Raw genomic sequence first — 23713 nt, 5'->3', positions numbered from 1 at the left:
CTGTGCGGGGGGTGGGGCGGGGTACCCGGATGGGTCAGGTGGTGCGTACGGCCGTGAGTGCGGCGCGCAGGTGGCCGTCCGCCTCGGTGAGGCGGGTGGCGGCGGTGGGGCCGTCGACCTGGCCGAGGATGACCAGGATCGCGTTCTTGACCTCGCCGTCGGTGGCGGCGAGCGCGGCCTCGATCTCGGCGTCGGACGCGCCGGTGGCCAGCGAGACGATGTGCCGGGAGCGGGCCCGCAGCTTCTCGTTGGAGGCGCGGACGTCGACCATGAGATTCCCGTACGTCTTGCCGAGCCGGATCATCGTGATCGTCGAGATCATGTTCAGGACGAGCTTCTGGGCCGTGCCCGCCTTCAGCCGGGTCGAGCCGGTGAGCAGCTCGGGGCCGACGACGACCTCCAGGCCGTGTTCGGCGGCGGCGCCGAGCGCGGAGTCGGCGTTGCAGGAGAGCCCGATGGTCAGGGCGCCCCGCTCGCGGGCGTGCTCGACGGCGCCGATCGCGTACGGCGTGCGGCCGGAGGCGGAGATGCCGACCACCGTGTCGTCGGCGTTCAGCTTCAGCCCGTCGAGGTCGGCGGCGGCCAGCTCCTTGCTGTCCTCCGCGCCCTCGACGGCCGTGACCATGGCGGAGGGGCCGCCCGCGATGAGGCCGATGACCTCGGACGGGTCGGTGTTGAAGGTGGGCGGGCACTCGCTGGCGTCCAGCACCCCGAGGCGGCCCGCGGTGCCCGCGCCCGCGTAGATCAGCCGGCCGCCGCGGGCCATGCGCTCGGCGGTGGCGTCGATGGCCGCGGCGATCTGCGGCAGCCGCTCGGCGACGGCGGCCGGGACGGTGGCGTCCTCGCCGTTCATGATGCGCGCGATCTCCCGCGTGGGCTGCCGGTCGATCTCGGCCAGCTCGGGGCGGAACGCCTCGGTGGTGAGGGTGGCCAGCTGGGCGCGGAGTTCGCCGTAGGTCCCGGAGGCCTCGGGGGTGTCGGTGTTCGCGTCGGTGGTGGAGGTCATGAGGTGCGGCTCAGCTTTCTCGGTGTTCTCGGTCTCGTACGCGTACGGGTGGTGCGTGGCCCTGGCCCTGGCAGTGGTCGTGGCCCTGGCCCTGGCCCGGGTCGTGGCCGGGGCGGTCAGCGGGTGCGCGGGTTGTGGCGGTGGGCGAGCGCCTCGTAGGAGGCGGCCAGGGCGGGCGCGGCGGTCTCGTACGTCCGCTGCGCGACGCCTATGAACAGGCAGTCCACGACGAGCAGCTGGCTGGTGCGGCTCGACATGGCGGCGGGGCGCAGCTCGCTCTCGCGCGCGGTGGACGTGGTCAGCACGTGGTCCGCGTACTGCGTCACGGGTCCGTCGGGCCGCCCGGTGATCGCGATCGTCGTCGCGCCGTGGTCGAAGGCGACCCGCAGGGGTTCGATGACGTCGCCGGTGGAGCCGGAGTGCGTGATCGCGATGGCCACGTCGCCGGCGCGCAGCTGCACGGCGTTGGTCACCGCGAGGTGCGGGTCCATGTGGGCGTGGGCGATCAGTCCGATCCGGAGCAGCTTCTGCGCCAGGTCCTGGCCGACGAGGGAGGACGCGCCGACGCCGTAGACGTCGATGCGGCGGGCGGTCGACGCGGCGGCGACGGCGGCCCCCAGCTGTACGGTGTCGAGCCCGGCGGCGGTGTCGGCGAGGGTCTGCTGCTCGTCGTAGGCGAGCTTGGCGACCACGTCGGCGATCGGGTCGTCCACCGCGATGTCGGCGGTGACGGCCGGGGCCCGGCCGGACTCCTGGTGCGCGGCGAGGCCGGCCAGCGCCAGGCGCAGATCCCGGTAGCCGGGGTAGCCGAGGAGCCGCGCGGTGCGGACGACGGTGGCTTCACTGGTGCCGGTGAGCTCGGCGAGACCGGTGACGGTGAGGGCGGCGCACCCGGCGGGGTCGCCCGCCACGGCTTCGGCGACCAGCTGCATCGAGCGGGTCATGGAGGGGGCGAGGGTCCGGACCTTGGCGGCGAGGGCCGCGGGGGCCGGCGGGGAGTCGCCGCTGAAAATTTCCTTCACGTCACTGGTCACATCTGAAAGATATTTTCAACCTCGGGGTCCGTCAACCCCCCTTTGGTCCCTACCTCTGGCGGGGCCATTCCCGGGCGGGCGCACAATGGGGGCATGGAGTTGAACCCCCTGGAGCAGGCCCTGCACACCGCCCGCGCGCTCGTCATGGCCGACCTGGCGGCGGGCGGCGTCGCCGAGGCGGACATCGTCTCGCTGGTCGAGGACGCGGTGACGCACCGCCGCTGGTGGGTGGAGCAGTGGCCCGAGGGGGCGGAGTTCCTGGCCGGGCTGGTCGCCCAGGACGTGCAGGACGCGCTGCTGGAGCGGTACGGGCGGTGGCCGCTGTGCCCAGCGTGCTCGGCGGAGGAGGAGCCGCACGCGCTGGACGTGGAGCCGGAGCTCGGGCCCGACCCGCACTGGGTCTGCACCAAGGCGGCCGTGGCGGTCGCGCCGGTGGGGGCGCTGGGCGAGGTGCTGCGGCGGTGACGCTCTACATCGACCCGCCCACCTGGCCCGGACACGGCCGCCTCTGGTCGCACCTGGTCAGCGATGTGTCGTTCGAGGAGCTGCACGCCTTCGCCGCCGCGATCGGCTGCCCGCCGCGCGCCTTCGAACGCGACCACTACGACGTCCCCCAGGCGCACTACGCGGACGCGGTGCGCGCCGGGGCGCGGGAGATCGGCTCGAAGGAGCTGGTCAGGCGCCTGACGGATGCGGGACTGAGGAGGCCGAAGGGGCGGCCGGCGCCGGGCGGCCGTCCTTAGGGACGTCCGCCTCACGGGCCGCCGCGCCCTTCGCGATCAGCCGCGACCGAGACCCGCCGCTCTCGCCGCCGCCGCGCTGGAGGCGCAGCGCCACCCCCACCGCCGCGAGGGCCAGGGCCGTCATCGCCGCGCCCGCCCACGCCGTGGACGCGAAGCCGAAGTCCAGGTCGATCACCGTGCCGCCGAGCCACGGGCCGCTCGTGTTGCCCAGGTTGAACGCCGCCGTCGTGGTGGCCCCGGCCAGCGTCGGGGCGGCTCCGGCCACGTTGAACATCCGGGCGTTCAGCGCGGGGGCCGTGAAGAAGGCGGACAGGCCCAGCAGGAACGCCAGCGCGATGACCGCGACCTGGCTGGAGGCGAAGAGGGCCAGCGCCACCAGGAAGACCGTGGAAGCCGTGATGCCGCTCAGCAGCACCCCGAAGAGGTGCGCGTCCGCGACCCGGCCGCCGATCACCGTGCCGATCAGCGCGCCCGCACCGAACAGGCCGAGGATCCACGGCACCCAGCCCGAGTCGAGGCCCGCCACGTCCGTGAGCAGCGGCGCCAGGTAGCTGAACGCGCAGAACACCCCACCCGCCGCGAGCGCCGTGATCACGATGGCCAGCCAGACCTGCCGGTCCCGGTAGATCGCCAGCTCCCGCTTCAGCTCGGGCTTCTTCTCGGGCAGCGGGATGTGCGGGATGCGCGTGGCGACGCCGACCAGGGCCACCGCCGAGGCCGCGCCGACCGCCCAGAACGCCGAACGCCAGCCGAAGTGCTCGCCGAGGAAGGCCCCCAGCGGCACGCCCAGCACGTTCGCGACGGACAGCCCGCCGATCATCACGGCCATGGCCCGCGCCCGCGAGTTCACCGGGACCATCGCGATGGCCACGGCCGCACCGACGGCCCAGAAGCCCGCGCAGGCGAGTGCGCTCAGGACCCGGGAGACGAAGAGGATCTCGTACGTCGGGGCCAGCGCACCGGCGATCTGGCCGAGGCCGAACACCGAGATCAGCGCGATCAACGTGGTGCGGCGTGGCAGCCGGAGCGTGGCGACGGCCAGCAGCGGGGCGCCGACCACCATGCCGATCGCGAACGCGGATATGAGGAGTCCGGCCTGCGGGATCGACACGTTCATGTCGTCGGCGATGGGCGGGAGCAGGCCCGACAGCATGAACTCGCTGGTGCCGAGGGCGAAGACCGAGAGGCCGAGAATGTATACGGCCAGCGGCATGGGTGCGCGGCGGGAGGGAGAGTCGGGCATGACTCGTCCCAACGCCGGAGAGCGCCTCCGCATTCCCGGCGTCGGACGAGAACGTGCCTGTTCACACGTGCTTCACACCCGCGTCATGCGGGAAGGCTTCCTACCCGCGTCATGCGGAAGGGCGTGCGGCTTACGCAGGAAGGGCGTGCAGCTTCTTGCCGTGCAGGGCGAAGACCCGCTTGCCGTCGGTGGCCACCAGCCAGGCGTGGTAATCGCCGGACTTGTCGTTGAACGTCCAGCGGAGTCCGCCGGCCTTCGCGTCGAAGGCGTGGACGCCGCCCTGCTTGTCGAGGTCGGTGGCCCCGTAGAGCGTGCCGCCCACCTTGACGAACTGCCGGGGCACCTGCCCGCCCGCGTCCTTGAGGGCCGTGGACTGCCAGACCTTCTTGCCGGTCCCCGGCTCGACGGCCCACAGCGTGCGGCCGCTGTCCGCGATGTAGAGCACGTCCTCCAGGAGGGTCGGCTCCCGGAAGGTGGTGAACTCCTCGGCCCGCACGGACCACTTCTCGGACCCGTCGGACAGCGCGAAGGCCTGGAGCCGCTGCCCCTGCGGGACGATCACCAGATCCTGGTGGACGACGAACGGCCCGTAGCTCGTCTTCGTCGTCTTCTGTGTCCACACCTGCTTGCCGGTGGCGGTGTCGCGGACCGTGAGGTTGTTCTTGAAGTCGGTGTAGACGAGATAGCGGCCCTGTACGGCGGCGTGGACGCCGTTCTGCTGGGTGCCGAGGTCGCGCTGTTCCTTCCAGGCGACCTTGCCCGTACCGCTGTTCAGCGCGGCGATCACATTGGTGCGGGACGAACCGTCGGCCTCCAGGATCTCGGCGATGACGTACACCTGCTCCGCGTCCACCGCGACCGGCCTCGGCTGCCGGTACTCCTTGCCGAGGCGGCTGCGCCAGGCCTCCTTGCCGGACCCGGGGACGTAGCCGGCGACGCTGCCGTCGTACTTGCCGCTCTCCAGGTACAGCGTGCCGTCGCCGAGCAGCAGCGGCGCCCCGGGCACCGCGCCGCCCGGCAGCGACCACCGCTCCTCGCCGGTCGCACTGTCGAAGGCGGTCAGCGGATCGCCGCTCGCGATCACCACGCCGTCCACGGCCACGAGCTCGTCGTTGTCCCCGTAGGTCTGGGCCGACGTCGACTTCGTCCACAGCGGCTCGGGGGCCTTCCCGTCCTCGGGCGCCTTCCCGTCCTCGGGGGAAGCGCTGGGCGGCGGCGTGCTGTCTTCGCCGCCCGTCGCGAGCTCGTCCTCGCAGCCGGTCAGCCCGGCTCCGAGCGCTGCCATCGTGATCCCGCCGCCGGCCAGGCGCAGTACGCGCCGCCGGGAGGATCTGCCGACCGTCGTGCCGAGTCCCTTGGACATGTCGCTGTACCCCCGTGGAGTCGTGTGTGCATCTGCGATGCGAGACGTTAGCGGTCGCCGGGCCCCACCGGTCGGGCCAGGGCGCGACCGGGACGACACCGTGAACGAACCGGAACATTCACCGGGTGATCGTCACCGGGCGATCGTCACCGGTCGGTCGTCGCCGGGCGGTCGTCACCGGTCGGTCGTCACCGGTCGGCGGGGCGGACAGACGGTCAGCCGGCGCCGGACGACGTCAGCAGGTCCAGCTCCGTCGCCAGGTTGTGCCGGGCCCGGGCCTCCCACTCCGCCGCGCCGTGCGGGGTACGGAACAGCCTCGGCAGGTCGAGGAGTTGCCGCAGCACCGCCGCCCGGCCCTCCCGGAACGCTCCGTCCGGGACGAAGCCGTACTCCTCCCGGACCCGGGCCGCGTACGCCCCGTACTCCTGCGGGCCGCCCGCCAGGACCGCGAGGTCGGCGTCGCACAGCGCCTCGCCGTTGCGGTCGCCGTCCACCGGGTCGTGCGTGACGGTGAGGCGGACCAGCCGGGCGACCTCCGCCACCACCGCCTCCGGCACCCCCGCCTCGGACAGCGCCCGCTCGGCGAGGGCGGCGCTGCGCTCCTCGTTCTCCGTCCGGTCGGGCCGGTACACCGCGTCGTGGAACCAGGCGGCGAGGCGTACCGCGTGCACGTCGTCGGCGTGCCCGGCCAGGGTGTCGATGCCGTCCAGGACCGCGGCCAGGTGGGCGGTCGTGTGGTAGCGGCGCTGCGGCTCGGCCCAGCGGGCGAGGAGGTTCTCGGCGTACGGCAACGGATCGGGGCCGTCCGCCCCGGCGCGCGCGGCGAGCAGCGTGTCGCGCCACCGGGCGCGGAGGCGGGCGTCGTGGGACGAGGCCTTGTCGAGTCCGGTGCCGCCGGGGTCGGCGTCGCGGGAAGGGGAGTCGTGCGGGCGGGGGCTGTCCGTCATGGGACGACTCTAGGACGGGCGGCTCCGGGACGGGGGCCGCCCGTCCGGCCCCCGGATGGCCCCTTGTCGCCCCGCTGGACTGTCATTACCGTGCGCCCGTGATGATGGATCTCAACGCGGACCTCGGCGAGGGCTTCGGCCACTGGACCCTGACCGACGACGACGCGCTCCTCGCCTGTGTCACGAGTGCCAACGTGGCCTGCGGCTTCCACGCGGGCGACGCCTCCGTGATGCGGCGGGTCTGCGACGCGGCGTCGGCCGGCGGGGTACGGATCGGGGCGCAGGTCTCCTACCGGGACCTGGCCGGGTTCGGGCGCCGGTCGATGGACGTGCCGCCCGCCGAGCTGACCGCCGAGATCGCCTACCAGATCGGCGCGCTGCGGGTCTTCGCGGAGGCCGCCGGGTCCACCGTCTCGTACGTCAAGCCGCACGGCGCCCTCTACAACCGGGCGGTCTGGGACGACGACCAGGCCGCCGCCGTCGTCGCGGGCGTCCGGCTCGCGGGCGGAGACCTGGCCGTGCTCGGGCTGCCCGGATCGCGGCTGCTCGACCGTGCGGCCGAGGCCGGACTGCCCGCCGTTCAGGAGGCCTTCGCCGACCGCGCGTACACCCCGCGGGGCACCCTCGTCCCGCGCGGTGAGCCGGGCGCGGTGGTGCACGACCCGGACGACGTCGTACGCCGGAGCGTCGGCATGGCCGTCGAGCGGGCGGTGACCGGGGTGGACGGCACCCGGATCCCCGTCGCGGCGCGTTCGCTCTGCGTCCACGGGGACACCCCGGGCGCGGCGGCCCTCGCCCGCCGGGTGCGGGCCGCGCTGGAGGAAGCGGGCGTCGAGGTACGGGCGTTCACGTGAGCGCCCGCGAGGTCGGCCCCGGGCCCGTGCGCGTGCTTCCGGGGGAGGTGCGGGTCCTTCCCGCCGGGCCGCACGCGCTGCTCGTCGAGCTGGCCGACGGCGAGCACGCCGAGGCCTTCCACGCCGAGCTGCTCCGCCGCCGCGAGCGCGGTGAACTCCCCGCCGTACGCGAGATCGTCCCGGCCGCCCGCACCGTCCTGATCGACGGGATTCACGACGGGATTCACGACGGGATTCACGACGGGGACGGGGCCGGGATCGGGGGGCGCACGCCCGGGGCGCGGGACCGTTTCGCCCGGGACCTCGCCTCGTGGCGGGTGGAGCCGCCGCGCCGGGAGGGGCGCGACCCGGTGGAGATCCCCGTCGTCTACGACGGCCCCGACCTGGACGAGGTCGCCGCGCTCTGGGGCGTCCCTGCCGGGGAGGTGGCCGCCCTGCACTCCCGTACCGCGTTCCGGGTGGCGTTCTGCGGGTTCGCCCCCGGGTTCGGCTATCTCACCGGGCTGCCGGAGCCGCTGCACGTGCCCCGGCGCACGACCCCGCGCACCCGGGTCCCGGCCGGGGCGGTTGGCCTCGCCGGGCCCTACACCGGGGTGTACCCGCGCCCCTCGCCCGGCGGCTGGCAGCTCGTCGGGCGGATGCCGGACCCGGGGGCCCTGTGGGACCCGGCCCGGGAACCGGCGGCGCTGCTGGTGCCGGGTACGCCGGTCAGATTCGTGCCGGTGGGGGCGGGCGCGTGACGCCGCCCGCCGGTTTCCGGCTGTACGTCGTCCGGGCCGGGGCGCTGACCACCGTGCAGGACGCGGGCCGGCCCGGCTGGGCGCACCTCGCGGTCGGGCGCGCCGGGTTTCTGGACGCGCCCGCCGCCCGGCTGGCCAACCGGCTGGTGGGCAATCCGCCGGACGCCGCCGTCCTGGAGACCACGCTCACCGGATGCGCGGTCCGCCCGGACCGGCCGGTCGTGGCCGTCGTCGGCGGGGCGGGCTGCCGGGTGACGGTCGACGGGCGGCCCGTGGCGTGGGGTGCGCCGGTGCGGGTGCCCGCGGGCGCGGTGCTGGACGCGGGCCCCGCCGAGGGCGGTCTGCGCGGCTACCTGGCGTTCGCGGGCGGGCTGGTGCCGGAGCCGGTGCTGGGCAGTCGTTCGGCGGACCTCCTCTCGGGACTCGGCCCCGCCCCCCTCGGCGAGGGCGACGTGATCCCGCTGGGCGATCCGGCGGCGCCGGGCGGTCCGCTGCCGCCCGCCGGCCCCGTTCCCTGGCCGGGGGCCCCCGCCGAGCTGGTGCTCCCGGTCCACCCGGGGCCCCGCCACGACTGGTTCACCGAGGCCGCGCTCCGTACGTTCCACACCGCCGCCTACCGGGTCTCGCCGCACAGCAACCGCATCGGCCTGCGTACGGAGGGCCCGGCGCTGGAGCGGTCCCGTACGGGGGAACTGCCCAGCGAGGGCATGGTCCTGGGCGCCGTCCAGGTGCCGCCCGACGGCCGGCCCGTCGTCTTCCTCAACGACCATCCGACGACCGGCGGCTACCCGGTCGTCGGCGTCGTCCCCGAACGGGCCCTCGCCGGGGCGGCGCAGGCGGTGCCGGGAACCCGGCTGCGTTTCGTACGCGCGTGAGCGCGGCGGGACCGGAAGGTCCCGCCGCGCCCAGGTGTCGTGCTGCTTCGGGCCTCACGCGCCCTTGAAGGTGCGCAGCCGCAGGGAGTTGCCGACCACGAAGACGGAGGAGAAGGCCATCGCCGCTCCGGCGATCATCGGGTTGAGGAGCCCGGCGGCGGCCAGCGGCAGGGCGCCGACGTTGTAGGCGAAGGCCCAGAAGAGGTTGGTGCGGATGGTGGAGAGGGTGCGGCGGGAGAGGCGGATCGCGTCGGCGGCGGCGTTGAGGTCGCCGCGGACGAGAGTGAGGTCGCCGGCCTCGATGGCGGCGTCGGTCCCGGTGCCCATCGCGAGGCCGAGGTCGGCCTGGGCGAGGGCGGCGGCGTCGTTGACCCCGTCCCCGACCATCGCGACCGAACGGCCCTCGGCCTGAAGGCGCTTGACCACGTCGACCTTGTCCTGCGGCATGACCTCCGCGTACACCTCGTCGATGCCGACCTCGGCCGCGACCGACTCCGCCACGGCCCGGTTGTCGCCGGTGAGGAGGATCGGGGTCAGACCGAGGGCGCGGAGCCGGCGGACGGCCTCGGCGCTGGTGTCCTTCACCGCGTCGGCGACCTCCAGCACCGCGCGCGCCTCGCCGTCCCAGGCGACGGTGATGGCGGTGCGACCGGCGGCCTCCGCGGCCTTCTTCGCCTCGGCGAGGTGGTCGGGGAGACGGATCTCCCACTCGGCCAGGAGCTGTTCGCGCCCGACGAGGACGGCGTGGCCCTCGACGACGCCCTGGACGCCGAGTCCGGGGACGTTCTGGAAGTCCTCCGGGGTGGGGAGAGGGCCGGTGGCGTCGGCGGCCGCGGTGGCGACGGCCTGGGCGATGGGGTGTTCGGAGGCGTTCTCCAGCGCTCCGGCCAGCCGCAGGACTTCGGCTTCGGTGGTGGTGTCGGTCGTGTGGGTGGTCTGGAGGGTCATGCGGCCGGTGGTGACGGTGCCGGTCTTGTCGAGGACGATGGTGTCGACGCGGCGGGTGGTCTCCAGGACTTCGGGGCCCTTGATGAGGATGCCGAGCTGGGCGCCGCGGCCGGTGCCGACCATGAGGGCGGTGGGCGTGGCGAGGCCGAGGGCGCAGGGGCAGGCGATGATGAGGACGGCGACGGCGGCGGTGAACGCGGCGGTCAGTCCGGCGTCGTTGCCGAGCCAGAAGCCGAGGGTGCCCAGGGCGAGGGCGATGACGATGGGGACGAAGACGGCGGAGATGCGGTCGGCGAGGCGTTGTGCGGAGGCCTTGCCGTTCTGGGCGTCCTCGACGAGGCGGGCCATGCGGGCGAGCTGGGTGTCGGCGCCGACGCGGGTGGCTTCGACGACGAGGCGGCCTCCGGCGTTGAGGGTGGCTCCGGTGACGGTGTCGCCGACGGTGACCTCGACGGGCACGGACTCACCCGTCAGCATCGAGGCGTCGACGGCGGACGCGCCCTCGACCACGGTCCCGTCCGTCGCGATCTTCTCCCCGGGACGGACCAGGAAACGGTCCCCGACCTGGAGCGCGGCGGTCGGGATCGTCGTCTCGACGCCGTCGCGCAGGACCGTGACCTCCTTCGCCCCCAGCTCCATCAGCGCCTTCAGCGCCGCCCCGGCCTTCCGCTTCGAGCGTGCCTCGAAGTAGCGCCCGGCGAGGATGAACGCCGTCACCCCGGCCGCGGCCTCCAGGTAGATGTTCGCGGCGCCGTCGCTGCGGGCGATGGTCAGCTCGAAGGGGTGCGTCATGCCGACCATGCCCGCGGTCCCGAAGAACAGGGCCCACAACGACCACAGGAACGCGGCCGACGTGCCGACGGAGATCAGCGTGTCCATCGTCGCCGCGCCGTGCTTCGCGTTGGTCCAGGCGGCCCGGTGGAAGGGCCAGGCGGCGTAGACGACGACCGGTGCGGTCAGCGTCAGGGAGAGCCACTGCCAGTAGTCGAACTGGAGGGCCGGGATCATCGCCATCGCGATCACCGGTACGGCGAGGAGGACCGCGGTGATCAGTCGCTGGCGCAGGGAGGTGAGCCCGTCGTCCTCGCTCTCCGCCGCCGCGCCCGCCGTGTCCGTACCCTTGCCCCCGGGGGAGGCGGTGGACGCGGGCGGTGCGGGTGGCCGGGCGGTGTAGCCGGTGGCCTCGACGGTCGCGATCAGGTCCTCGACGGAGACGTCGGCGCCCAGGTAGGTGACCTTCGCCTTCTCGGTGGCGTAGTTCACCGTGGCCTCGACGCCGTCCATCCGGTTGAGCTTCTTCTCGATACGGGCCGCGCACGAGGCGCAGGTCATCCCGCCGATCGCGAGCTCGACCGCGGCGGTGTCGGCATCGGAGCCGGCAGCGGTGGGGGCGGTGGTGGCGGAGTGCGCGGACACGGGGTCCTCCCTGAAGCCGTCCGGATACCCCTAGGGGGTATCTCTTTCTCTCTCATGTATACCCCCCGCCCCTATGAAGCGCAAGGGATGATCGCAGCGAATGCGCCCGTTCTGCGCCGCTGTGCGCCCGTTCCGCCCCGGTGGGCGCGAGGTTACGCGTCACTCGTCTGCGGGGCCGGCTCGCGCGTCGTCGCGGTCGTGCGTTCAGATAGAGGGCTGCGCTGCCCGTCTACCGACCCGTAGGCTGGCCATTGGACTAGACCTATAGCTGCGTATCGGAGGAATGGGGACCCATGAGCAACCGTGCAGTCCTGGAGGTGATCGCTCTCGACGCGGAGGACGCGGTCGCTGCCCAGGCCGGTGGTGCAGACCGCCTCGAACTGGTCACCGACATGGCCGCCGACGGTCTGACCCCGTCGCGGGAGACCTTCGCGGCGATCAGGTCCGCCGTGGACATCCCGCTGCGCGTGATGCTCAGGGTGGCGGACGGCTTCGCCGCCGGTGACATCGATGTACTGGTCGGCAAGGCCCGCGGGATGCGGGAGGCGGGAGCCGACGAGTTCGTGTTCGGCTTCCTCGACGGGGAGGGCCATGCCGACCTCGTCGCCGTCGAGCGGCTCGTCGCCGAGCTGGACGGCTGCCGGTGGACGTTCCACCGGGCCATCGACCGGGCCGCCGACCGCGACGCCCTGCGCAAGCAGCTCGCGGAACTGCCCGGCCTCGACACGTTCCTCACGGCGGGCTCCCCGGACGGGGTGGACTCCGGCATCCCGGTCCTCCTGGCCGAGGCCGCCCGTGCCGGCGAGCCGGGGTACCAGGCGCAGGTCCTGGTCGGCGGCGGCCTCCACCTGCGGCACCTGCCCCGGCTGCGGGCGGCGGGGATCGACGCCGTGCACATCGGCGGCGCCGCCCGGCCCGGGGGCTGGACGGCCCCGGTGGACGCCGCAGCGGTACGGGAGTGGCGCGAGGCGCTGGACGCCTGAGCCGCCGAGTCGGTGGGGCGGGAACCGCAAGGGCCCCGCCCCACCGCGGGTCCTCAGGCCAGCGCCCGCGGCAACGGCGCCGCGTGCAGCACCGTGAGCCCGGAGACCGCACGGGTCAGCGCCACGTACAGCCGCCGCAGCCCGGTCCGCTCGTCCGGCTCGCCGTCGACCACCGCCGCCGGCTCGTCCAGCACCACGTAGTCGTACTCCAGGCCCTTCGCGAGCGACGCGGGCACCAGCGTCAGCCGGGACGCGGCGGTCGTCTCCTCACCAGGGGAGAGATACGCGTGACCCGCCGCCGTCAGGGCCGCCCCCAGCGCCGGGATCCGGGCGTCGGCGGCGATCAGCCCGATCGACCCCAGGTGGCGCAGGGACTCCTCGCAGGCGGCGACGACGGCAGCGTTCAGCGCATCCGACGCGTCGGCCGGGTCGGCCGGGTCGGCCGCGTCCAGACCGTCCGTACCGTCCGCACCGCCCGCCACCTCCCGTACGACCAGCGAACCGGGCGACTCACGCACCGACTCCACCGCCGCGAGCCCCGGCGAGATCACGGGCAGCAGCCGGGAGGCGTACGCGATGACCTCGCGCGGCACGCGGAAACCGGCGGTCAGCTCCTCCACCACCGCGTCCGCCTTGCCCAGGTGGAACAGCGCGTCGCCCCAGCTCTCGGTGGACCACGGGGTCGTCCCCTGGGCGAGGTCCCCGAGGACGGTCGCCGAACCGGTCGAGCACCGCCGCCCCACCGCCCGGTACTGCATGGGGGAGAGGTCCTGCGCCTCGTCGAGCACGACATGGCCGAGGGAGTGCGTACGGGCGACGAGGTCCCCCGCCTCGTCGATCAGCACGGCGTCGGCCGCCGACCACTTCGCGGACTTCACACTGCGGGCGGGCTTCGCCCACAGCAGCCGCTTCTGCTCGTCCCCGTCCAGCAGGCCCTCCGCGTGGGCGGCCAGGAACTCCGCGTCGGAGAGCAGCCGCAGCACCAGCTTTGCCGGGTCCACGGCGGGCCAGACCGCCTTGACGGCCGCCTTCACGGCAGGGCTGCGGGCCACGGCGTTCTGCACCCGGTCGTCGGGCGCCTCCCCGGCCTCCTCCATCCGTACGAGGACGGCGTGCGCGATCCGCTGCGGCAGCGCCTCGTGCGCGGCCCCGTACCGCATGTCGCGGGCCAGCAGCTCGTCGACCATCTCCTGGACCTCGTACGCGGGCACGCGCCAGCGCCGGGACCCGCGCACCACGACGACGGGCTCGGCGGGCGGGGTGACGTGCGAGCGGATGGCCCGCCGCAGGACCTCGGCCATGCGGGCGTCGCCCTTGACGACGGCGGTGGCCGCCTCGTCCTCGCCCCGGACCTCGACGCCGGTACGCACCAGGTCGTCGACGGTGGCCTGCTTCACCTCCAGCTCGCCGAGGGCGGGCAGGACCTGCTCGATGTAGTGCAGGAAGGAACGGTTCGGCCCGATGACGAGCGTGCCGGTGCGGGCGAGCCGTTCGCGGTGCGCGTACAGCAAATACGCCACCCGGTGCAGGCCGACGGCGGTCTTCCCGGTGCCGGGCCCGCCCTGCACGCAGACGGTCCCGCCGAGACCGCTGCGGACGATCTCGTCCTGCTCGGGCTGGATGGTGGCGACGATGTCGCGCATCGGGCCGACGCGCGGCCGCTCGATCTCCGTCTGGAGGAGCCGGCTGGTGTGCTCGGCCTCGGCGGGGTCGGTGAGGTGCTCGTCCTCGTACGCGGTCAGCTCACCGGCGGTGTAGCCGAAGCGGCGGCGGAGCCCCACGTCCCGGGGGTTCTTGCGGGACGCCTGGTAGTAGGGCTGGGAGACCGGCGCACGCCAGTCGATGACCATGGGGTCCCCGACGGCGTCGTGGACGTGCCGGCGCCCGATGTAGAACCGCTCGCCCTCCGCGCCCTCGGCCAGCTCGCCGCCGACGGCGTGCAGATAGTCGAGGCGGCCGAAGAACAGCGGGGTGTGCGAGAGGTCGGCGAGCGCCTTGATGCGGTCGTCGATCTGGGACTGGAGCACGGCGGCGTTGACCCAGTTCGCGGTGACGTCGCGGATGTCGAGGGCCTGAGCGTCCTCGCGCATCCCGCGCAGGGCGGCGCGGGACGCGGCGAGATGGGCGCGCTCGTGCGCCAGGGGGTCGGTGACGCCGGTGGGGTCGGTGGCGCGGGTGGGATCGGGGGTGGAATCGCTCTCTGCTACGTGCGCGGGCACGGTGTTGCCTCCGGCTCTTCAACGCAGGACGGCGGACCGGACGCGCTGCGGTGCCATGGCGTGCGGCACGCGGAGCGGCGGGGTCCGCTGGGAAGGTACGTATCCGTTGGGTGTCGGCCGGTTTCCGTCCGGTCGGCGGCGCTCCCGGGGCCGATGACACGGCGCGGGAGGCGGGCAGATCCGCGATTGTAGCCACGGAGCGGGTCGGCGGCGAACCGGAATACGGCCCGCGCGGGCCGACCGGGCCTCTGACCTCTGGCCCCTGCCGGGCGCTTCCCGGGGCGGAGACGCCCGGGGTACCCGTAGGGGACGCGCGCACCGGGAGCGGTACCGGAGGGCTACCCGCCCGGCCCCGGGGTTCCCTCTGCGGACCGACGCGCCCGAACAGGTGACAGGAGCACCATGGAGGCATGAGCACAGCCACTCTGAACCCACGCAGGACCGGCCCCGCGCACGGCGCGACCGCGGCCACCGGTCACCACCGACCCCACCGCGTCGGCGACGCGGTGCGCGCCGTGAAGGTGTTCGTGATGGCGGCGTTCGGCGTCGTCGTCCTGGGGGAGTACGCGGAGGAGGCGGGCGTCGCACGCCGGGGCCGCTGACCGCCCGCCCCTCCCGGGAGCCTCAGCCGTCGGCGAGCAGCTCGTCCGCGTCGACGATGCGGTACGCGTACCCCTGCTCGGCCAGGAACCGCTGGCGGTGCGCCGCGAAGTCCTGGTCGATGGTGTCGCGGGCGACGACCGAGTAGAACCGGGCCTCGTGCCCGTCGGCCTTCGGCCGCAGGACCCGGCCCAGCCGCTGGGCCTCCTCCTGCCGCGACCCGAAGGTCCCGGAGACCTGGATGGCGACGGTCGCCTCGGGCAGGTCGATGGAGAAGTTGGCGACCTTGGACACGACGAGGACGCTGATCTCGCCCTGGCGGAACGCCTCGAAGAGCTTCTCGCGCTGGGCGTTGCTGGTCTCGCCCTTGATCACGGGGGCGTCCAGATGCTCACCCAGCTCGTCGAGCTGGTCGATGTACTGGCCGATGACGAGGGTCTGCTCGCCCTGGTGCTTGCGCACCAGCGCCTCGGTCACCTTCCGCTTGGTCGCGGTGGTGGCGCAGAACCGGTACTTCTCCTCCTTCTCGGCGGTCGCGTAGGCGAGCCGCTCCGCGTCGGTGAGATTGACCCGGACCTCGACGCAGTCGGCGGGCGCGATGTAGCCCTGCGCCTCGATCTCCTTCCACGGGGCGTCGAACCGCTTCGGCCCGATGAGCGAGAACACGTCGGACTCCCGCCCGTCCTCCCGCACCAACGTCGCCGTGAGCCCCAGCCGCCGCCGGGCCTGGAGGTCGGCGGTGAACTTGAAGACGGGCGCGGGCAACAGGTGGACCTCGTCGTAGACGACCAGGCCCCAGTCGCGGGAGTCGAACAGCTCCAGGTGCGGGTAGACGCCCTTGCGCCGGGTGGTCAGCACCTGGTAGGTGGCGATGGTGACCGGCCGGATCTCCTTCCGCGTCCCGCTGTACTCGCCGATCTCTTCCTCGGTCAGCGAGGTCCGCTTCACCAGCTCGTGCTTCCACTGCCGGGCGGAGACGGTGTTGGTGACGAGGATCAGGGTGGTGGCCTTGGCCTCGGCCATGGCACCGGCGCCCACGAGGGTCTTCCCGGCCCCACAAGGCAGCACCACGACGCCCGACCCGCCGTGCCAGAACCCTTCGACGGCCTGCTTCTGGTACGGCCGCAGCGACCAGCCGTTCTCGGCCAGCTCGATCGGATGGGCCTCGCCGTCGACGTACCCCGCGAGGTCCTCGGCGGGCCACCCCAGCTTGAGCAGGGTCTGCTTGACCTGCCCCCGCTCGGAGGGGTGCACGGCCACGGTGTCCGGGTCGATCCGCGTCCCGACCAGCGGCTGCACCTTCTTCGACCGGAGGATCTCCTCCAGCACGGGCCGGTCGGTGCTGGTGAGCACCAGCCCGTGCACGGGGTGCTTGGACAGGGTGAGCCGCCCGTACCGTGCCATCGTCTCGGCGATGTCGACCAGGAGCGCGTGCGGCACGGGGTAGCGGGAGTACTCGACCAGGGCGTCGACGACCTGCTCGGCGTCGTGCCCGGCGGCACGGGCGTTCCACAGCCCGAGCGGGGTGACCCGGTACGTGTGGATGTGCTCGGGTGCACGCTCCAGCTCCGCGAACGGTGCGATGGCACGACGGCAGGCGTCCGCCTGGTCGTGGTCGACTTCGAGGAGCAGCGTCTTGTCGCTCTGGACGATGAGGGGTCCGGTCACGCGCTTCGGCCCTTTCTGCGGGGTGCGGCCACGGATGCGGCCAAACGTCCAGTGTGCCGCATCGCGGGGCGGGGCGGGGTGGGCCGTGCGGTCAGCCTCCGGCGCGGGGCCTGCGCTGCGGCCCGAAGCGCACCGGGACGCCCGGGGAGTACAGCACGCTCATCGGCTCGCCGACCGGCGCGGGCAGGCCGCCCGCCGCCACCAGGTCCTCGTCGCACTCCAGCAGCTCCGCCCGGTGCAGGGGCCAGCGGGGATGGGCGTTGGGCAGATAGGCGGCCCGCCCGAAGAACGAGCTGTGCAGGGCCCACCGGGCGGTGAGGAAGTGCTCCAGGGGCGTCGGCTCGTCGATCGCGTCCCCCGCCCGCAGCACGATCCTGCTCCGCGCCCCGCGAGGACCGGGCCAACGCCGGGTGCTCGTGTACGTGAGGGTGTCGCCGGAGCGCTCGATGTCCATCCGGGACCAGACGTACGGCAACCGGAACGCGGCCCGCGCCACGAGGACCGGGATGAGCCGCGAGGCGTCGAGCGAGCGGAAGACGACCCCGCGCCGGCCGTGTTCGTCCACGGAGTACAGCCGGACGTTGGTCTCGGGGAAGGTCCCGAGGTACGGAAGCCCCGGCAACCCGAGCCCACCCACCCGGTACATCCGGAACGCCACGAGCCCCACGTAGGTCGCCCCGTCGAAGGTGTCCGGCACCGTCCCCGGCGGCAGCAGCGGTGCCACGTCCGCCGGATCGACCGCCCAGTGCAGGAACGCCAGGTCCAGCCAGGACTGGGTGAGCAGGGGCGGCATCGGGGCGGGGGGCGGATCCGGGGACACGGACTCGGGCGGCACCCGATCGAGGGGGCGCCGGGAGGCGGCGAACATATGCGCAGCATCCCAGACGGGCGGGGTGACCGGTGCGGGTCGCTTCGTGGAACGCAGGAGCAGCAGAGCGAGCGCGCCGGCGGGCGGCGGTGCCTTCGTCAGGACGGACCAGGGGCCCACACGTACGAGTGGTAGCTCTATGCAACGTCGTTTCACTGGCACTATCGTCAGGCTATGACGATATGAGCGCTGGAAAGACATCTTTCGATGCTTGGAGAGGCTGGCCATGCTGCTGCGGTTCCAGGTCACGAATCATGCTTCGCTGCTGGACGAACAGGAACTGTCGCTCGTCGCCGCCGACCGTCACCCGGAGCGGGCCGAGTTCCCGTCACCGGGCGGAGGCGAGTTCGCGGTTCCTGTCGTCGCGGTCTACGGCACCAATGCCTCGGGGAAGTCGAACGTCATCGACTCCATCCGCTGGATGCGTTCAGCGGTTCTCAGCTCGTTCCGCCGCTGGGATCCCAGCGGCGGAGTTCCACGTCGGCCCTTCGCACTCGGTCGCGGTGCTGCCGAACGGCCCAGTTCGTTCGCGGTCGATTTCGTCGTCGGTGGGGTGCACCACCAGTTCGGCTTCTCGGTCGACGGCGAACGGGTCACCGAGGAGTGGTTGTACTACTACCCCGAAGGGCGTCAGCGCCGTCTGTACGAGCGTGGTGCCGACGACCGGGTCACCTTCGGGCGGTGGCTCACAGGCCGGCGCAAACTGATTGCGGAACTGCTCAGGCCCAACAGCCTCTATCTGTCCGTCGCCGCGGCGCAGGGGCACGATCAGCTCGGTGAGGTGTTCCGGTGGTTTCGATCCGGTCTGCGGATGGCCACCGACCATGATTTTTCCCAGCGTCTCGATCACACGGTCCGGCTCTGTCTCGAAGGAAGGGGCGGACAGGAGTCACAGCCGGTGCTGGACCTTCTTCGCTTCGCCGACCTCGGCGTATCCGGGCTGGAGATCCAGGACTGGGACGAAAGTATCCGAGAGGACCATGAGCGGATCACGCAAGCGCTCCGCGAGGCGCTCGGGGACAAGGTGCGCGTCCAGGAGGACGCCAAACACCGGGTCAGGGTGGAGCACCGCACCGCGGAGGGCGTTTACCCTCTCGATCTCGCGTACGAGTCGAGCGGCACGCGTACGTGGATCGGCCTCATCGGCCCCGTCACCACCACTTTGGCCCACGGTGGGGTGCTCTGCGTGGACGAATTGGATGCCCGCCTGCATCCCTACCTGGTTGACGCTCTCGTCGGTATGTTCCAGTCACCCGAGACCAATCGTACGGGGGCGCAACTGGTCTTCAGTACGCACGAGGCAGCACTGCTCGGGCGCAACGTACGTACCGAACTGTTCAGGGATCAGGTCTGGTTCACGGAGAAGGATCCGCTGACGCTGGCCACGAGGCTGTTTCCGCTGACCGACTTCTCGGTGCGGGCTTCGGCCGACAATCTGGAGAGGCGCTATCTGGGAGGGCGCTACGGAGCGGTGCCGCATTTGGACGATGACCTGCTGCGGGAAGTAACCGTGGCGTTCCGGCATGGGGGTGGGCGTGAAGCGGGGAAGGCCGCTGAAGCGGACGAAGGGCGTGCGCCCGGAGCAGCGTAGGTTCCTGATCTACTGCGAGGGGGAGCGCACCGAAGTCCAGTACTTCAAGGGCTTGCGTGCGGATTTGCGGACCCTGCCCGTGTCGATCTGCCTCGGCGGGGAGCACGGAGAACCTCAGTCACTCGTCCGCGCGGCGGTCGAGCACAAGAAGCGTGCCCCTCAGTCCCCTCGCGACCGTCGTACAGCTTACGACGAGGTCTGGTGCGTGATCGATGTCGAAGCGCCGAGGCCCCACGACGGCTTGGACGAGGCGTTGGAACTCGCCCGGCAGCACGAAGTCGAGGTGGCGCTCACCAACCCCTGTTTCGAGCTGTGGGTCATGCTGCACTTCAGAGACGTCACGGGCTACAGCACATCGGACCAGGCGCAGCGAGCGCTGGAGCAACTGAACGCCTGCGGATACGCTGCCCATCGAAAAAACGTGGAGTACGACGCGTTGCGCGATGGCTTCGCTCAGGCGCGAGACCGTGCGGAGGCGCTGAGGCTACGGGCATCGAAGGGGTACCGGCAGAACCCCTGGACAGACGTGGATCGGCTGGTGGCCCTGCTGAGAGCAGCGCGGCATCCATGAGACCGGTGCGGCAGGCACTCCTTCCCGCGCACCCTGCGGAAAACCGCACCCGCGCGGCCCTCAGGGCTTCCCGTCGTCCGCCAGCTCCGCCACCCCCGTGATCCGGTGCAGCGGGTACGTGCGGACCTCGTCGGCCGTGTGGTCGTAGGCCGTGACGAAGCCGCCCTCCACGCGGACCGGGGCGATCACGCGCTGGCTGGCCGCGCCGTCCGCGTTGACGTAGCCGATCCAGACCGCGGAGCCCGTCATCGCGGCCGCCTGGACGGTGGCCAGGGTCTCGGCGGAGGTGGTGCGGGGGAGGGAGCCGGAAGGCGTGGGGGACGACGGGTCCTCGGACGTGTCCTTGCGGATCACCGTGGCGGCCGTGTCGCCCGCGCGGATGGCGCGTACGGCCGCACCGAGCAGGGTGTCGTCCGGGACCGGAGGGCCCTCGGGGACCGGGACCGGGGGCGTGCGGGGCGGGGTGCGGCGGGCGCCGGCGCGGGTGATCAGGACGTCGCCCTCGGCGGATTCGGCGGCCGGCGCGTAGCCCATGTCGCGCAGGGCTTCCAGGAGGGAGCCGGGGTCGGCCTGGGAGGCCAGGACCGTGGGGGCCAGGCGGCGGAGGCGGAGCCCCGTGGAGCGGCGGTCGGCCAGGATCTCGTTGAGGACCGCCTCGTCGTCGCAGCGTACGTACGCGGACGCCGACCCGATCCGCAGGTGGCCGTGGCGGCGGGCCACGTCGTCGATCAGGTAGCTCAGCGGCTGCGGAACCGGCGTACGGCTGTGCGCGGCCAGGAACGCGTGCAGGTCGGTCGCCGCCTGCCCGGCGTCCAGGGCGCGGCGCACCGAACCGGGCGTGAAGCGGTACACCGTCGCCCCGCCCTTCGACTCCACGTCGGCCAGGACCGACAGCGTCTCCGCCAGGGGGCGTTCCAGCGGGCCCGGCGCCACCGCCGTCAGGTCGGCCTGGAGCAGGACGTGGTCCAGGGGCTCGGGGACGAGCGGCGCGAGGAGGGCCGCCGCCGCGTCCGGGCCCTCGTCCAGCAGTGCGCGGGCCTGTGCGGAGAGCGCGCACCGGCCCGTGATGCCCAGCAGCTCCGCCTCGTTGAGCGTCCACAGGGCGAGGCGGGAGCGGAGGTCCGTCCCCTCCGTCGAGGCCCCGGAAGGGGTCGCTCCGCCGCGCAACGGGCGTTCCCAGCGCAGCCTTCGCAGGAGCGTCTCGGCATCCGGCGCGGTGCCCGGCGGCAGTTCGGCGAACAGGGCCAGGACCCGGCGGCGTACGTCGGGGGCGGCCGAACGGTCCAGCTCCGGGCCGAGTGCGGACAGCGCCCGGCCCTTGGCGTCCTGGCCGCCGACCAGGCCCGGGGTCCGGGTGGCGGCGAGCCAGGCGGTGGCGAGGTGCGTCCAGCGGTCCTCGGCGGGCAGGTCGAGCCACTCGTCGGAGGCCGGCGTCGGCGCGTACCGCTCCTCGGGCTCCCCGTCGGAGGCCAGCAGGCCTGCCGCGTAGGCCAGTTCGATCCAGAACGCGGCGATCGGCTCGGTCACGTCGAGGGAGTTCGCGGCGCGCTTCAGCTCCCGTACGCTCAGCCCTCCCGCGCGCAGGATCGCCGGGCCGCCGCCGTTCCAGAGCTTCAGCAGCTCCTCGACCGTGGAGAGTGCGGTGAACGCCTGGCTCGCCGCCGCCCTGTCCACAGCCTGTGGATCGCGTGTCGCGGCCGCCGCGACGGCCGGGGGGACCGGTTCCGGTACGCGGTGCGCGCGTCCGGCGCGCAGATGCAGGGCCGCCTCGCGCGGCAGGACCACCGTACGGGTGGAGACCGGCAGCAACAGGCCCCGGTCGCGCAGCCACTTCACGGGGGGAGTGGGGTTGGGCGTGACCTCCCCGTACGGCGGGCCCCACACCAGCCGGTCCAGGACCGACAGCGCCTCCACCGGGGCGGTGTCCAGCAGTTCCGCCATCCGCGTCCGGTCCGTGAACAGGGCGGCGAGCGCGGCCACCGCGGACACCGGGTCGTGCGTGGCGGGCAGACCGGTCGTCGCCAGGATCTCCTGGAGCCGGCCCGGCGACATCCCGGCCGTCGCCTCGGAGACCGTGGGGCCCAGGCCCGTGGGCGAGGGGTGCTGCGGGGACGGGGCGAGCAGTTCCCGGGCGGTGCGCACCAGCCGCAGCCGGTCGTCCTCGCCCCAGATCAGGGCCTGTTCACGCAGCGTCGAGAGCGCGCCCGGCAGTGCGGCGGTGATCGCCGCCCCCGCGTCGTCGCGCTGGTCGCCGTCGTCCAGGCCGTCGCCGGTGAGCAGGGAGAGCAGCGTGTCGTACGGGGCCGGGTCCGGGGCCACCGCCAGCGCCTCGGCGGTCTGGAGTGCGAACCGGTCCAGGTGTTCCAGCGCCCGGACGACGGACGCCCGCGTGCCGGCCCGCGTGGCGAGCTGGGTGATGTCGTTCGGCACCGGGTTGAGGAGATCGGGGCGGGCACGCAGCAGCCCGGCCAGCGATTCGTCGCCCCGGGCGCGCAGGGCTTCGGCGAGCGTGCGCGGTGGTGTGGTCGTCCCCATCCGTCCCACGGTAGCCGCTGGAACGCTACCGTCGGGGCAGGGCCGGTAGAGGGGATGCACCGCGTGGGGATCGAGAGCGACCAGCTCGTCTACGACTACCTGAGCCGGGTCGGCGACCTGGCCCAGCAGCAACACCTGTCGTCGGGCGCCCGGATGCGCCTGGTTTCGACACTTCGGGGTGAGATCGACCGGCAGCGCGGTATGGAGGGTGCGGACTCCCCGGCGACCGTGCGGCGCATCATCGGCAGGCTGGGCAGCCCGGACGAACTGGTCGCCGCGGCGGCGGAGTCGGCCGACGGCACGGTCACCCTGCCGGCCGCCGGGCCCGGGACGGGGGGCGGCGAGCAGCAGCGGCGGGCCTCCCTCCCCCGGCCCCGGGGCGGACTCCTCCGCAAGGAGCCGAAGGAGCCGAGGGAGCCGAGGAAGCCGAAGGAGCCCGCTCCGGGGGCGGGGGACGGCCGGGCGGCGAAGGCCCTCAGGAAGCCGAAAGCCGGTTTCGGGTGGGGCGCGTCGCGCCGTGATCCCGAGGACGGCGGCAGTGCTCCGGGGGGCGATCACGGCCGCGCGCCCGGCGGTGCTTCCGCCCGCGCATCAGATGATGTTTCCGACCGTGCTTCCGGCGGTGTTCCCGGCCGTGTGTCCGGCGGTTCCGACCGTGCCTCCGGCGGCGAGTCCGGTGCGCGGTCCGCCGCCGTGCCCCGCCCGGCTCCCGCCCCCGACGACCAGGCGGCAGACGACGAAGGCGTCCCCGTCCGCGCCTGGCCCGACCCCTCCGCCCCGCACATGCTCGGCCAGGACCAGCAGGGGGACGCGGACGCGACCGACTGGTGGCGCCTGGAGCCGGGCCCCTTCGACGAGGGGACCGCCGTCCCCGGGTTCTTCGGCGGCATCGAGGCCCCGGAACTGCTCGGGAGGCGGTCGCGGCCCCTCGAGAAGGACGGGCAGGACGGGCAGGACGAGAAAGGCGCGGCGGGCGGGGCCGACGTAGCGGACGGGAAGGCCGGGGCCAAGGGGGAGGAGGCCGGGACCGCCGGGCGCCGCCGTGCCCTGCGCCTCCTGAAGCTCCGCCGCCGCAAGACCGCCGCGGTGGTCGCCGAGCCCGAGGCCGCCGCCTCCGGCCCCCGTGGCGGCTTCACCCACCCGCTGCTGCTCCTGGCCGCCGTCCTGCTCGTCGCCGGTGTGGTCACCGGGTCCTGGCTGCCCCTGGCGGGCGGCTGGCTGATCGCGTACAGCTCGCGCACCCTCTCCCGTACGGAGGCGAAGTGGGCCGCGCTCGGCCTGCCGGGCGTGGTGGCGGCCGGGGCCCTCGCGTGGGTCTGGGGGCGGATGGAGGGGCGCTGGGGCGAGCCGATCCGCGAGGGCGCGATGCGGGACGTCCTGCTGGAGACCTGGCCGGTCGTCGTCCGCATCGCCGCCGTCGCCTCCGCGCTCTACCTGGTGTGGCGGGCGCGGAGGCGGGCCGGCTGAGTCGGCCGCCCACGGCGTGCTCCCGGCGCCGGGCGGGCGGCC

At 73.5% G+C, this 23713-nt stretch carries 20 protein-coding genes; 10 read left to right on the top strand and 10 right to left on the bottom strand.

Going from position 1 to position 23713, the window contains the following annotated elements; genetic code table 11:
* Positions 1 to 34 precede the first annotated feature (34 nt).
* Both murQ and N7925_RS15385 read right to left on the bottom strand, forming a co-directional pair.
* Positions 35 to 1006 (bottom strand): N-acetylmuramic acid 6-phosphate etherase, encoded by a 972-nt coding sequence (gene murQ, locus N7925_RS15390; RefSeq protein ID WP_274344163.1) that lies wholly within the window; start codon positions 1004 to 1006, stop codon positions 35 to 37.
* A gap of 116 nt (positions 1007 to 1122) precedes the next feature.
* Positions 1123 to 2040: a MurR/RpiR family transcriptional regulator gene (locus N7925_RS15385; RefSeq protein WP_265600179.1), complete on the bottom strand. Its 918-nt coding sequence runs from the start codon at positions 2038 to 2040 to the stop codon at positions 1123 to 1125.
* Positions 2041 to 2133: 93 nt separating this feature from the next.
* On the opposite strand from N7925_RS15385, the gene N7925_RS15380 reads away from it, so the two are divergent.
* Both N7925_RS15380 and N7925_RS15375 read left to right on the top strand, forming a co-directional pair.
* Positions 2134 to 2505, top strand: coding sequence for a hypothetical protein (locus tag N7925_RS15380; RefSeq protein WP_265600178.1), 372 nt, complete (start codon positions 2134 to 2136; stop codon positions 2503 to 2505).
* The gene (locus tag N7925_RS15375; RefSeq protein ID WP_265600177.1) at positions 2502 to 2783 is read left to right on the top strand and encodes a DUF4031 domain-containing protein; all 282 of its coding nucleotides are present in this window, start codon (positions 2502 to 2504) and stop codon (positions 2781 to 2783) included. Before N7925_RS15380 ends, N7925_RS15375 begins: the two co-directional genes overlap by 4 nt.
* Here N7925_RS15375 and N7925_RS15370 read toward each other — a convergent pair.
* The 3 genes from N7925_RS15370 to N7925_RS15360 form a co-directional block, all read right to left on the bottom strand.
* A complete protein-coding gene (locus N7925_RS15370) occupies positions 2716 to 3996 on the bottom strand; it encodes a Cmx/CmrA family chloramphenicol efflux MFS transporter (RefSeq protein ID WP_265603891.1) in 1281 nt (426 codons plus the stop codon). The two genes, N7925_RS15375 and N7925_RS15370, sit on opposite strands and share 68 nt — an antisense overlap.
* 160 nt (positions 3997 to 4156) lie before the next feature.
* A complete protein-coding gene (locus tag N7925_RS15365; RefSeq protein ID WP_274344162.1) occupies positions 4157 to 5389 on the bottom strand; it encodes an outer membrane protein assembly factor BamB family protein in 1233 nt (410 codons plus the stop codon).
* Between the two features lie 215 nt (positions 5390 to 5604).
* Positions 5605 to 6336, bottom strand: a complete 732-nt coding sequence (locus tag N7925_RS15360; protein WP_265600176.1) for an HD domain-containing protein — start codon at positions 6334 to 6336, stop codon at positions 5605 to 5607.
* 104 nt (positions 6337 to 6440) lie between these two features.
* Here N7925_RS15360 and N7925_RS15355 point away from each other — a divergent pair, with 104 nt between their 5' ends.
* The 3 genes from N7925_RS15355 to N7925_RS15345 are packed head-to-tail and all read left to right on the top strand — an operon-like array spanning position 6441 to position 8805.
* Positions 6441 to 7190: a LamB/YcsF family protein gene (locus N7925_RS15355; RefSeq protein WP_274346478.1), complete on the top strand. Its 750-nt coding sequence runs from the start codon at positions 6441 to 6443 to the stop codon at positions 7188 to 7190.
* Positions 7187 to 7930 (top strand): 5-oxoprolinase subunit B family protein, encoded by a 744-nt coding sequence (locus N7925_RS15350; protein WP_274344161.1) that lies wholly within the window; start codon positions 7187 to 7189, stop codon positions 7928 to 7930. Before N7925_RS15355 ends, N7925_RS15350 begins: the two co-directional genes overlap by 4 nt.
* Positions 7927 to 8805: a biotin-dependent carboxyltransferase family protein gene (locus tag N7925_RS15345; RefSeq protein ID WP_265600174.1), complete on the top strand. Its 879-nt coding sequence runs from the start codon at positions 7927 to 7929 to the stop codon at positions 8803 to 8805. Before N7925_RS15350 ends, N7925_RS15345 begins: the two co-directional genes overlap by 4 nt.
* A gap of 54 nt (positions 8806 to 8859) precedes the next feature.
* Here the strand turns inward: N7925_RS15345 and N7925_RS15340 are convergent, their stop codons facing one another.
* Positions 8860 to 11169, bottom strand: coding sequence for a heavy metal translocating P-type ATPase (locus tag N7925_RS15340; protein WP_274344160.1), 2310 nt, complete (start codon positions 11167 to 11169; stop codon positions 8860 to 8862).
* 293 nt (positions 11170 to 11462) lie between these two features.
* On the opposite strand from N7925_RS15340, the gene N7925_RS15335 reads away from it, so the two are divergent.
* Positions 11463 to 12152: a copper homeostasis protein CutC gene (locus N7925_RS15335; RefSeq protein ID WP_274344159.1), complete on the top strand. Its 690-nt coding sequence runs from the start codon at positions 11463 to 11465 to the stop codon at positions 12150 to 12152.
* 53 nt (positions 12153 to 12205) lie between these two features.
* Here the strand turns inward: N7925_RS15335 and N7925_RS15330 are convergent, their stop codons facing one another.
* Positions 12206 to 14371, bottom strand: a complete 2166-nt coding sequence (locus N7925_RS15330) for a HelD family protein (RefSeq protein WP_274344158.1) — start codon at positions 14369 to 14371, stop codon at positions 12206 to 12208.
* Positions 14372 to 14781: 410 nt separating this feature from the next.
* On the opposite strand from N7925_RS15330, the gene N7925_RS15325 reads away from it, so the two are divergent.
* Positions 14782 to 14973, top strand: a complete 192-nt coding sequence (locus N7925_RS15325) for a hypothetical protein (RefSeq protein ID WP_274344157.1) — start codon at positions 14782 to 14784, stop codon at positions 14971 to 14973.
* Between the two features lie 22 nt (positions 14974 to 14995).
* Here the strand turns inward: N7925_RS15325 and N7925_RS15320 are convergent, their stop codons facing one another.
* Together N7925_RS15320 and N7925_RS15315 are read right to left on the bottom strand one after the other, a co-directional pair.
* The gene (locus tag N7925_RS15320; protein WP_274344156.1) at positions 14996 to 16639 is read right to left on the bottom strand and encodes a DNA repair helicase XPB; all 1644 of its coding nucleotides are present in this window, start codon (positions 16637 to 16639) and stop codon (positions 14996 to 14998) included.
* A 91-nt stretch (positions 16640 to 16730) separates the two neighbouring features.
* Positions 16731 to 17432, bottom strand: a complete 702-nt coding sequence (locus N7925_RS15315; RefSeq protein ID WP_274346477.1) for a YqjF family protein — start codon at positions 17430 to 17432, stop codon at positions 16731 to 16733.
* A 301-nt stretch (positions 17433 to 17733) separates the two neighbouring features.
* On the opposite strand from N7925_RS15315, the gene N7925_RS15310 reads away from it, so the two are divergent.
* Entirely contained in the window at positions 17734 to 19098 is a 1365-nt protein-coding gene (locus N7925_RS15310) for an AAA family ATPase (RefSeq protein ID WP_274344155.1), read from the top strand.
* Positions 19079 to 19669: an RloB family protein gene (locus tag N7925_RS15305; protein ID WP_274344154.1), complete on the top strand. Its 591-nt coding sequence runs from the start codon at positions 19079 to 19081 to the stop codon at positions 19667 to 19669. Before N7925_RS15310 ends, N7925_RS15305 begins: the two co-directional genes overlap by 20 nt.
* Positions 19670 to 19729: 60 nt before the next feature.
* Here N7925_RS15305 and N7925_RS15300 read toward each other — a convergent pair whose 3' ends face one another.
* Positions 19730 to 22204 carry a helicase C-terminal domain-containing protein gene (locus N7925_RS15300; protein ID WP_274344153.1) on the bottom strand — a complete coding sequence of 825 codons (2475 nt, stop codon included), beginning with the start codon at positions 22202 to 22204 and terminating at the stop codon, positions 19730 to 19732.
* Positions 22205 to 22258: 54 nt separating this feature from the next.
* On the opposite strand from N7925_RS15300, the gene N7925_RS15295 reads away from it, so the two are divergent.
* Complete coding sequence (locus tag N7925_RS15295) at positions 22259 to 23671, top strand: hypothetical protein (RefSeq protein WP_274344152.1); 1413 nt, start codon at positions 22259 to 22261, stop codon at positions 23669 to 23671.
* Positions 23672 to 23713: the final 42 nt, after the last annotated feature.

The organism is Streptomyces sp. CA-278952 (assembly GCF_028747205.1).
Taxonomy (GTDB): domain Bacteria; phylum Actinomycetota; class Actinomycetes; order Streptomycetales; family Streptomycetaceae; genus Streptomyces.
This window is presented reverse-complemented; position numbering and strand designations above follow the sequence as displayed.

What these genes read in the sequence shown, in the direction of transcription:
- murQ (WP_274344163.1), bottom strand. Translation starts at nt 1,006, where the DNA reads ATGACCTCCACCACCGACGCGAACACCGACACCCCCGAGGCCTCCGGG.
- N7925_RS15380 (WP_265600178.1), top strand. Translation starts at nt 2,134, where the DNA reads ATGGAGTTGAACCCCCTGGAGCAGGCCCTGCACACCGCCCGCGCGCTC.
- N7925_RS15370 (WP_265603891.1), bottom strand. Translation starts at nt 3,996, where the DNA reads ATGCCGCTGGCCGTATACATTCTCGGCCTCTCGGTCTTCGCCCTCGGC.
- N7925_RS15365 (WP_274344162.1), bottom strand. Translation starts at nt 5,389, where the DNA reads ATGTCCAAGGGACTCGGCACGACGGTCGGCAGATCCTCCCGGCGGCGC.
- N7925_RS15360 (WP_265600176.1), bottom strand. Translation starts at nt 6,336, where the DNA reads ATGACGGACAGCCCCCGCCCGCACGACTCCCCTTCCCGCGACGCCGAC.
- N7925_RS15355 (WP_274346478.1), top strand. Translation starts at nt 6,441, where the DNA reads ATGGATCTCAACGCGGACCTCGGCGAGGGCTTCGGCCACTGGACCCTG.
- N7925_RS15335 (WP_274344159.1), top strand. Translation starts at nt 11,463, where the DNA reads ATGAGCAACCGTGCAGTCCTGGAGGTGATCGCTCTCGACGCGGAGGAC.
- N7925_RS15325 (WP_274344157.1), top strand. Translation starts at nt 14,782, where the DNA reads ATGAGCACAGCCACTCTGAACCCACGCAGGACCGGCCCCGCGCACGGC.
- N7925_RS15315 (WP_274346477.1), bottom strand. Translation starts at nt 17,432, where the DNA reads ATGCCGCCCCTGCTCACCCAGTCCTGGCTGGACCTGGCGTTCCTGCAC.
- N7925_RS15310 (WP_274344155.1), top strand. Translation starts at nt 17,734, where the DNA reads ATGCTGCTGCGGTTCCAGGTCACGAATCATGCTTCGCTGCTGGACGAA.
- N7925_RS15300 (WP_274344153.1), bottom strand. Translation starts at nt 22,204, where the DNA reads ATGGGGACGACCACACCACCGCGCACGCTCGCCGAAGCCCTGCGCGCC.
- N7925_RS15295 (WP_274344152.1), top strand. Translation starts at nt 22,259, where the DNA reads ATGCACCGCGTGGGGATCGAGAGCGACCAGCTCGTCTACGACTACCTG.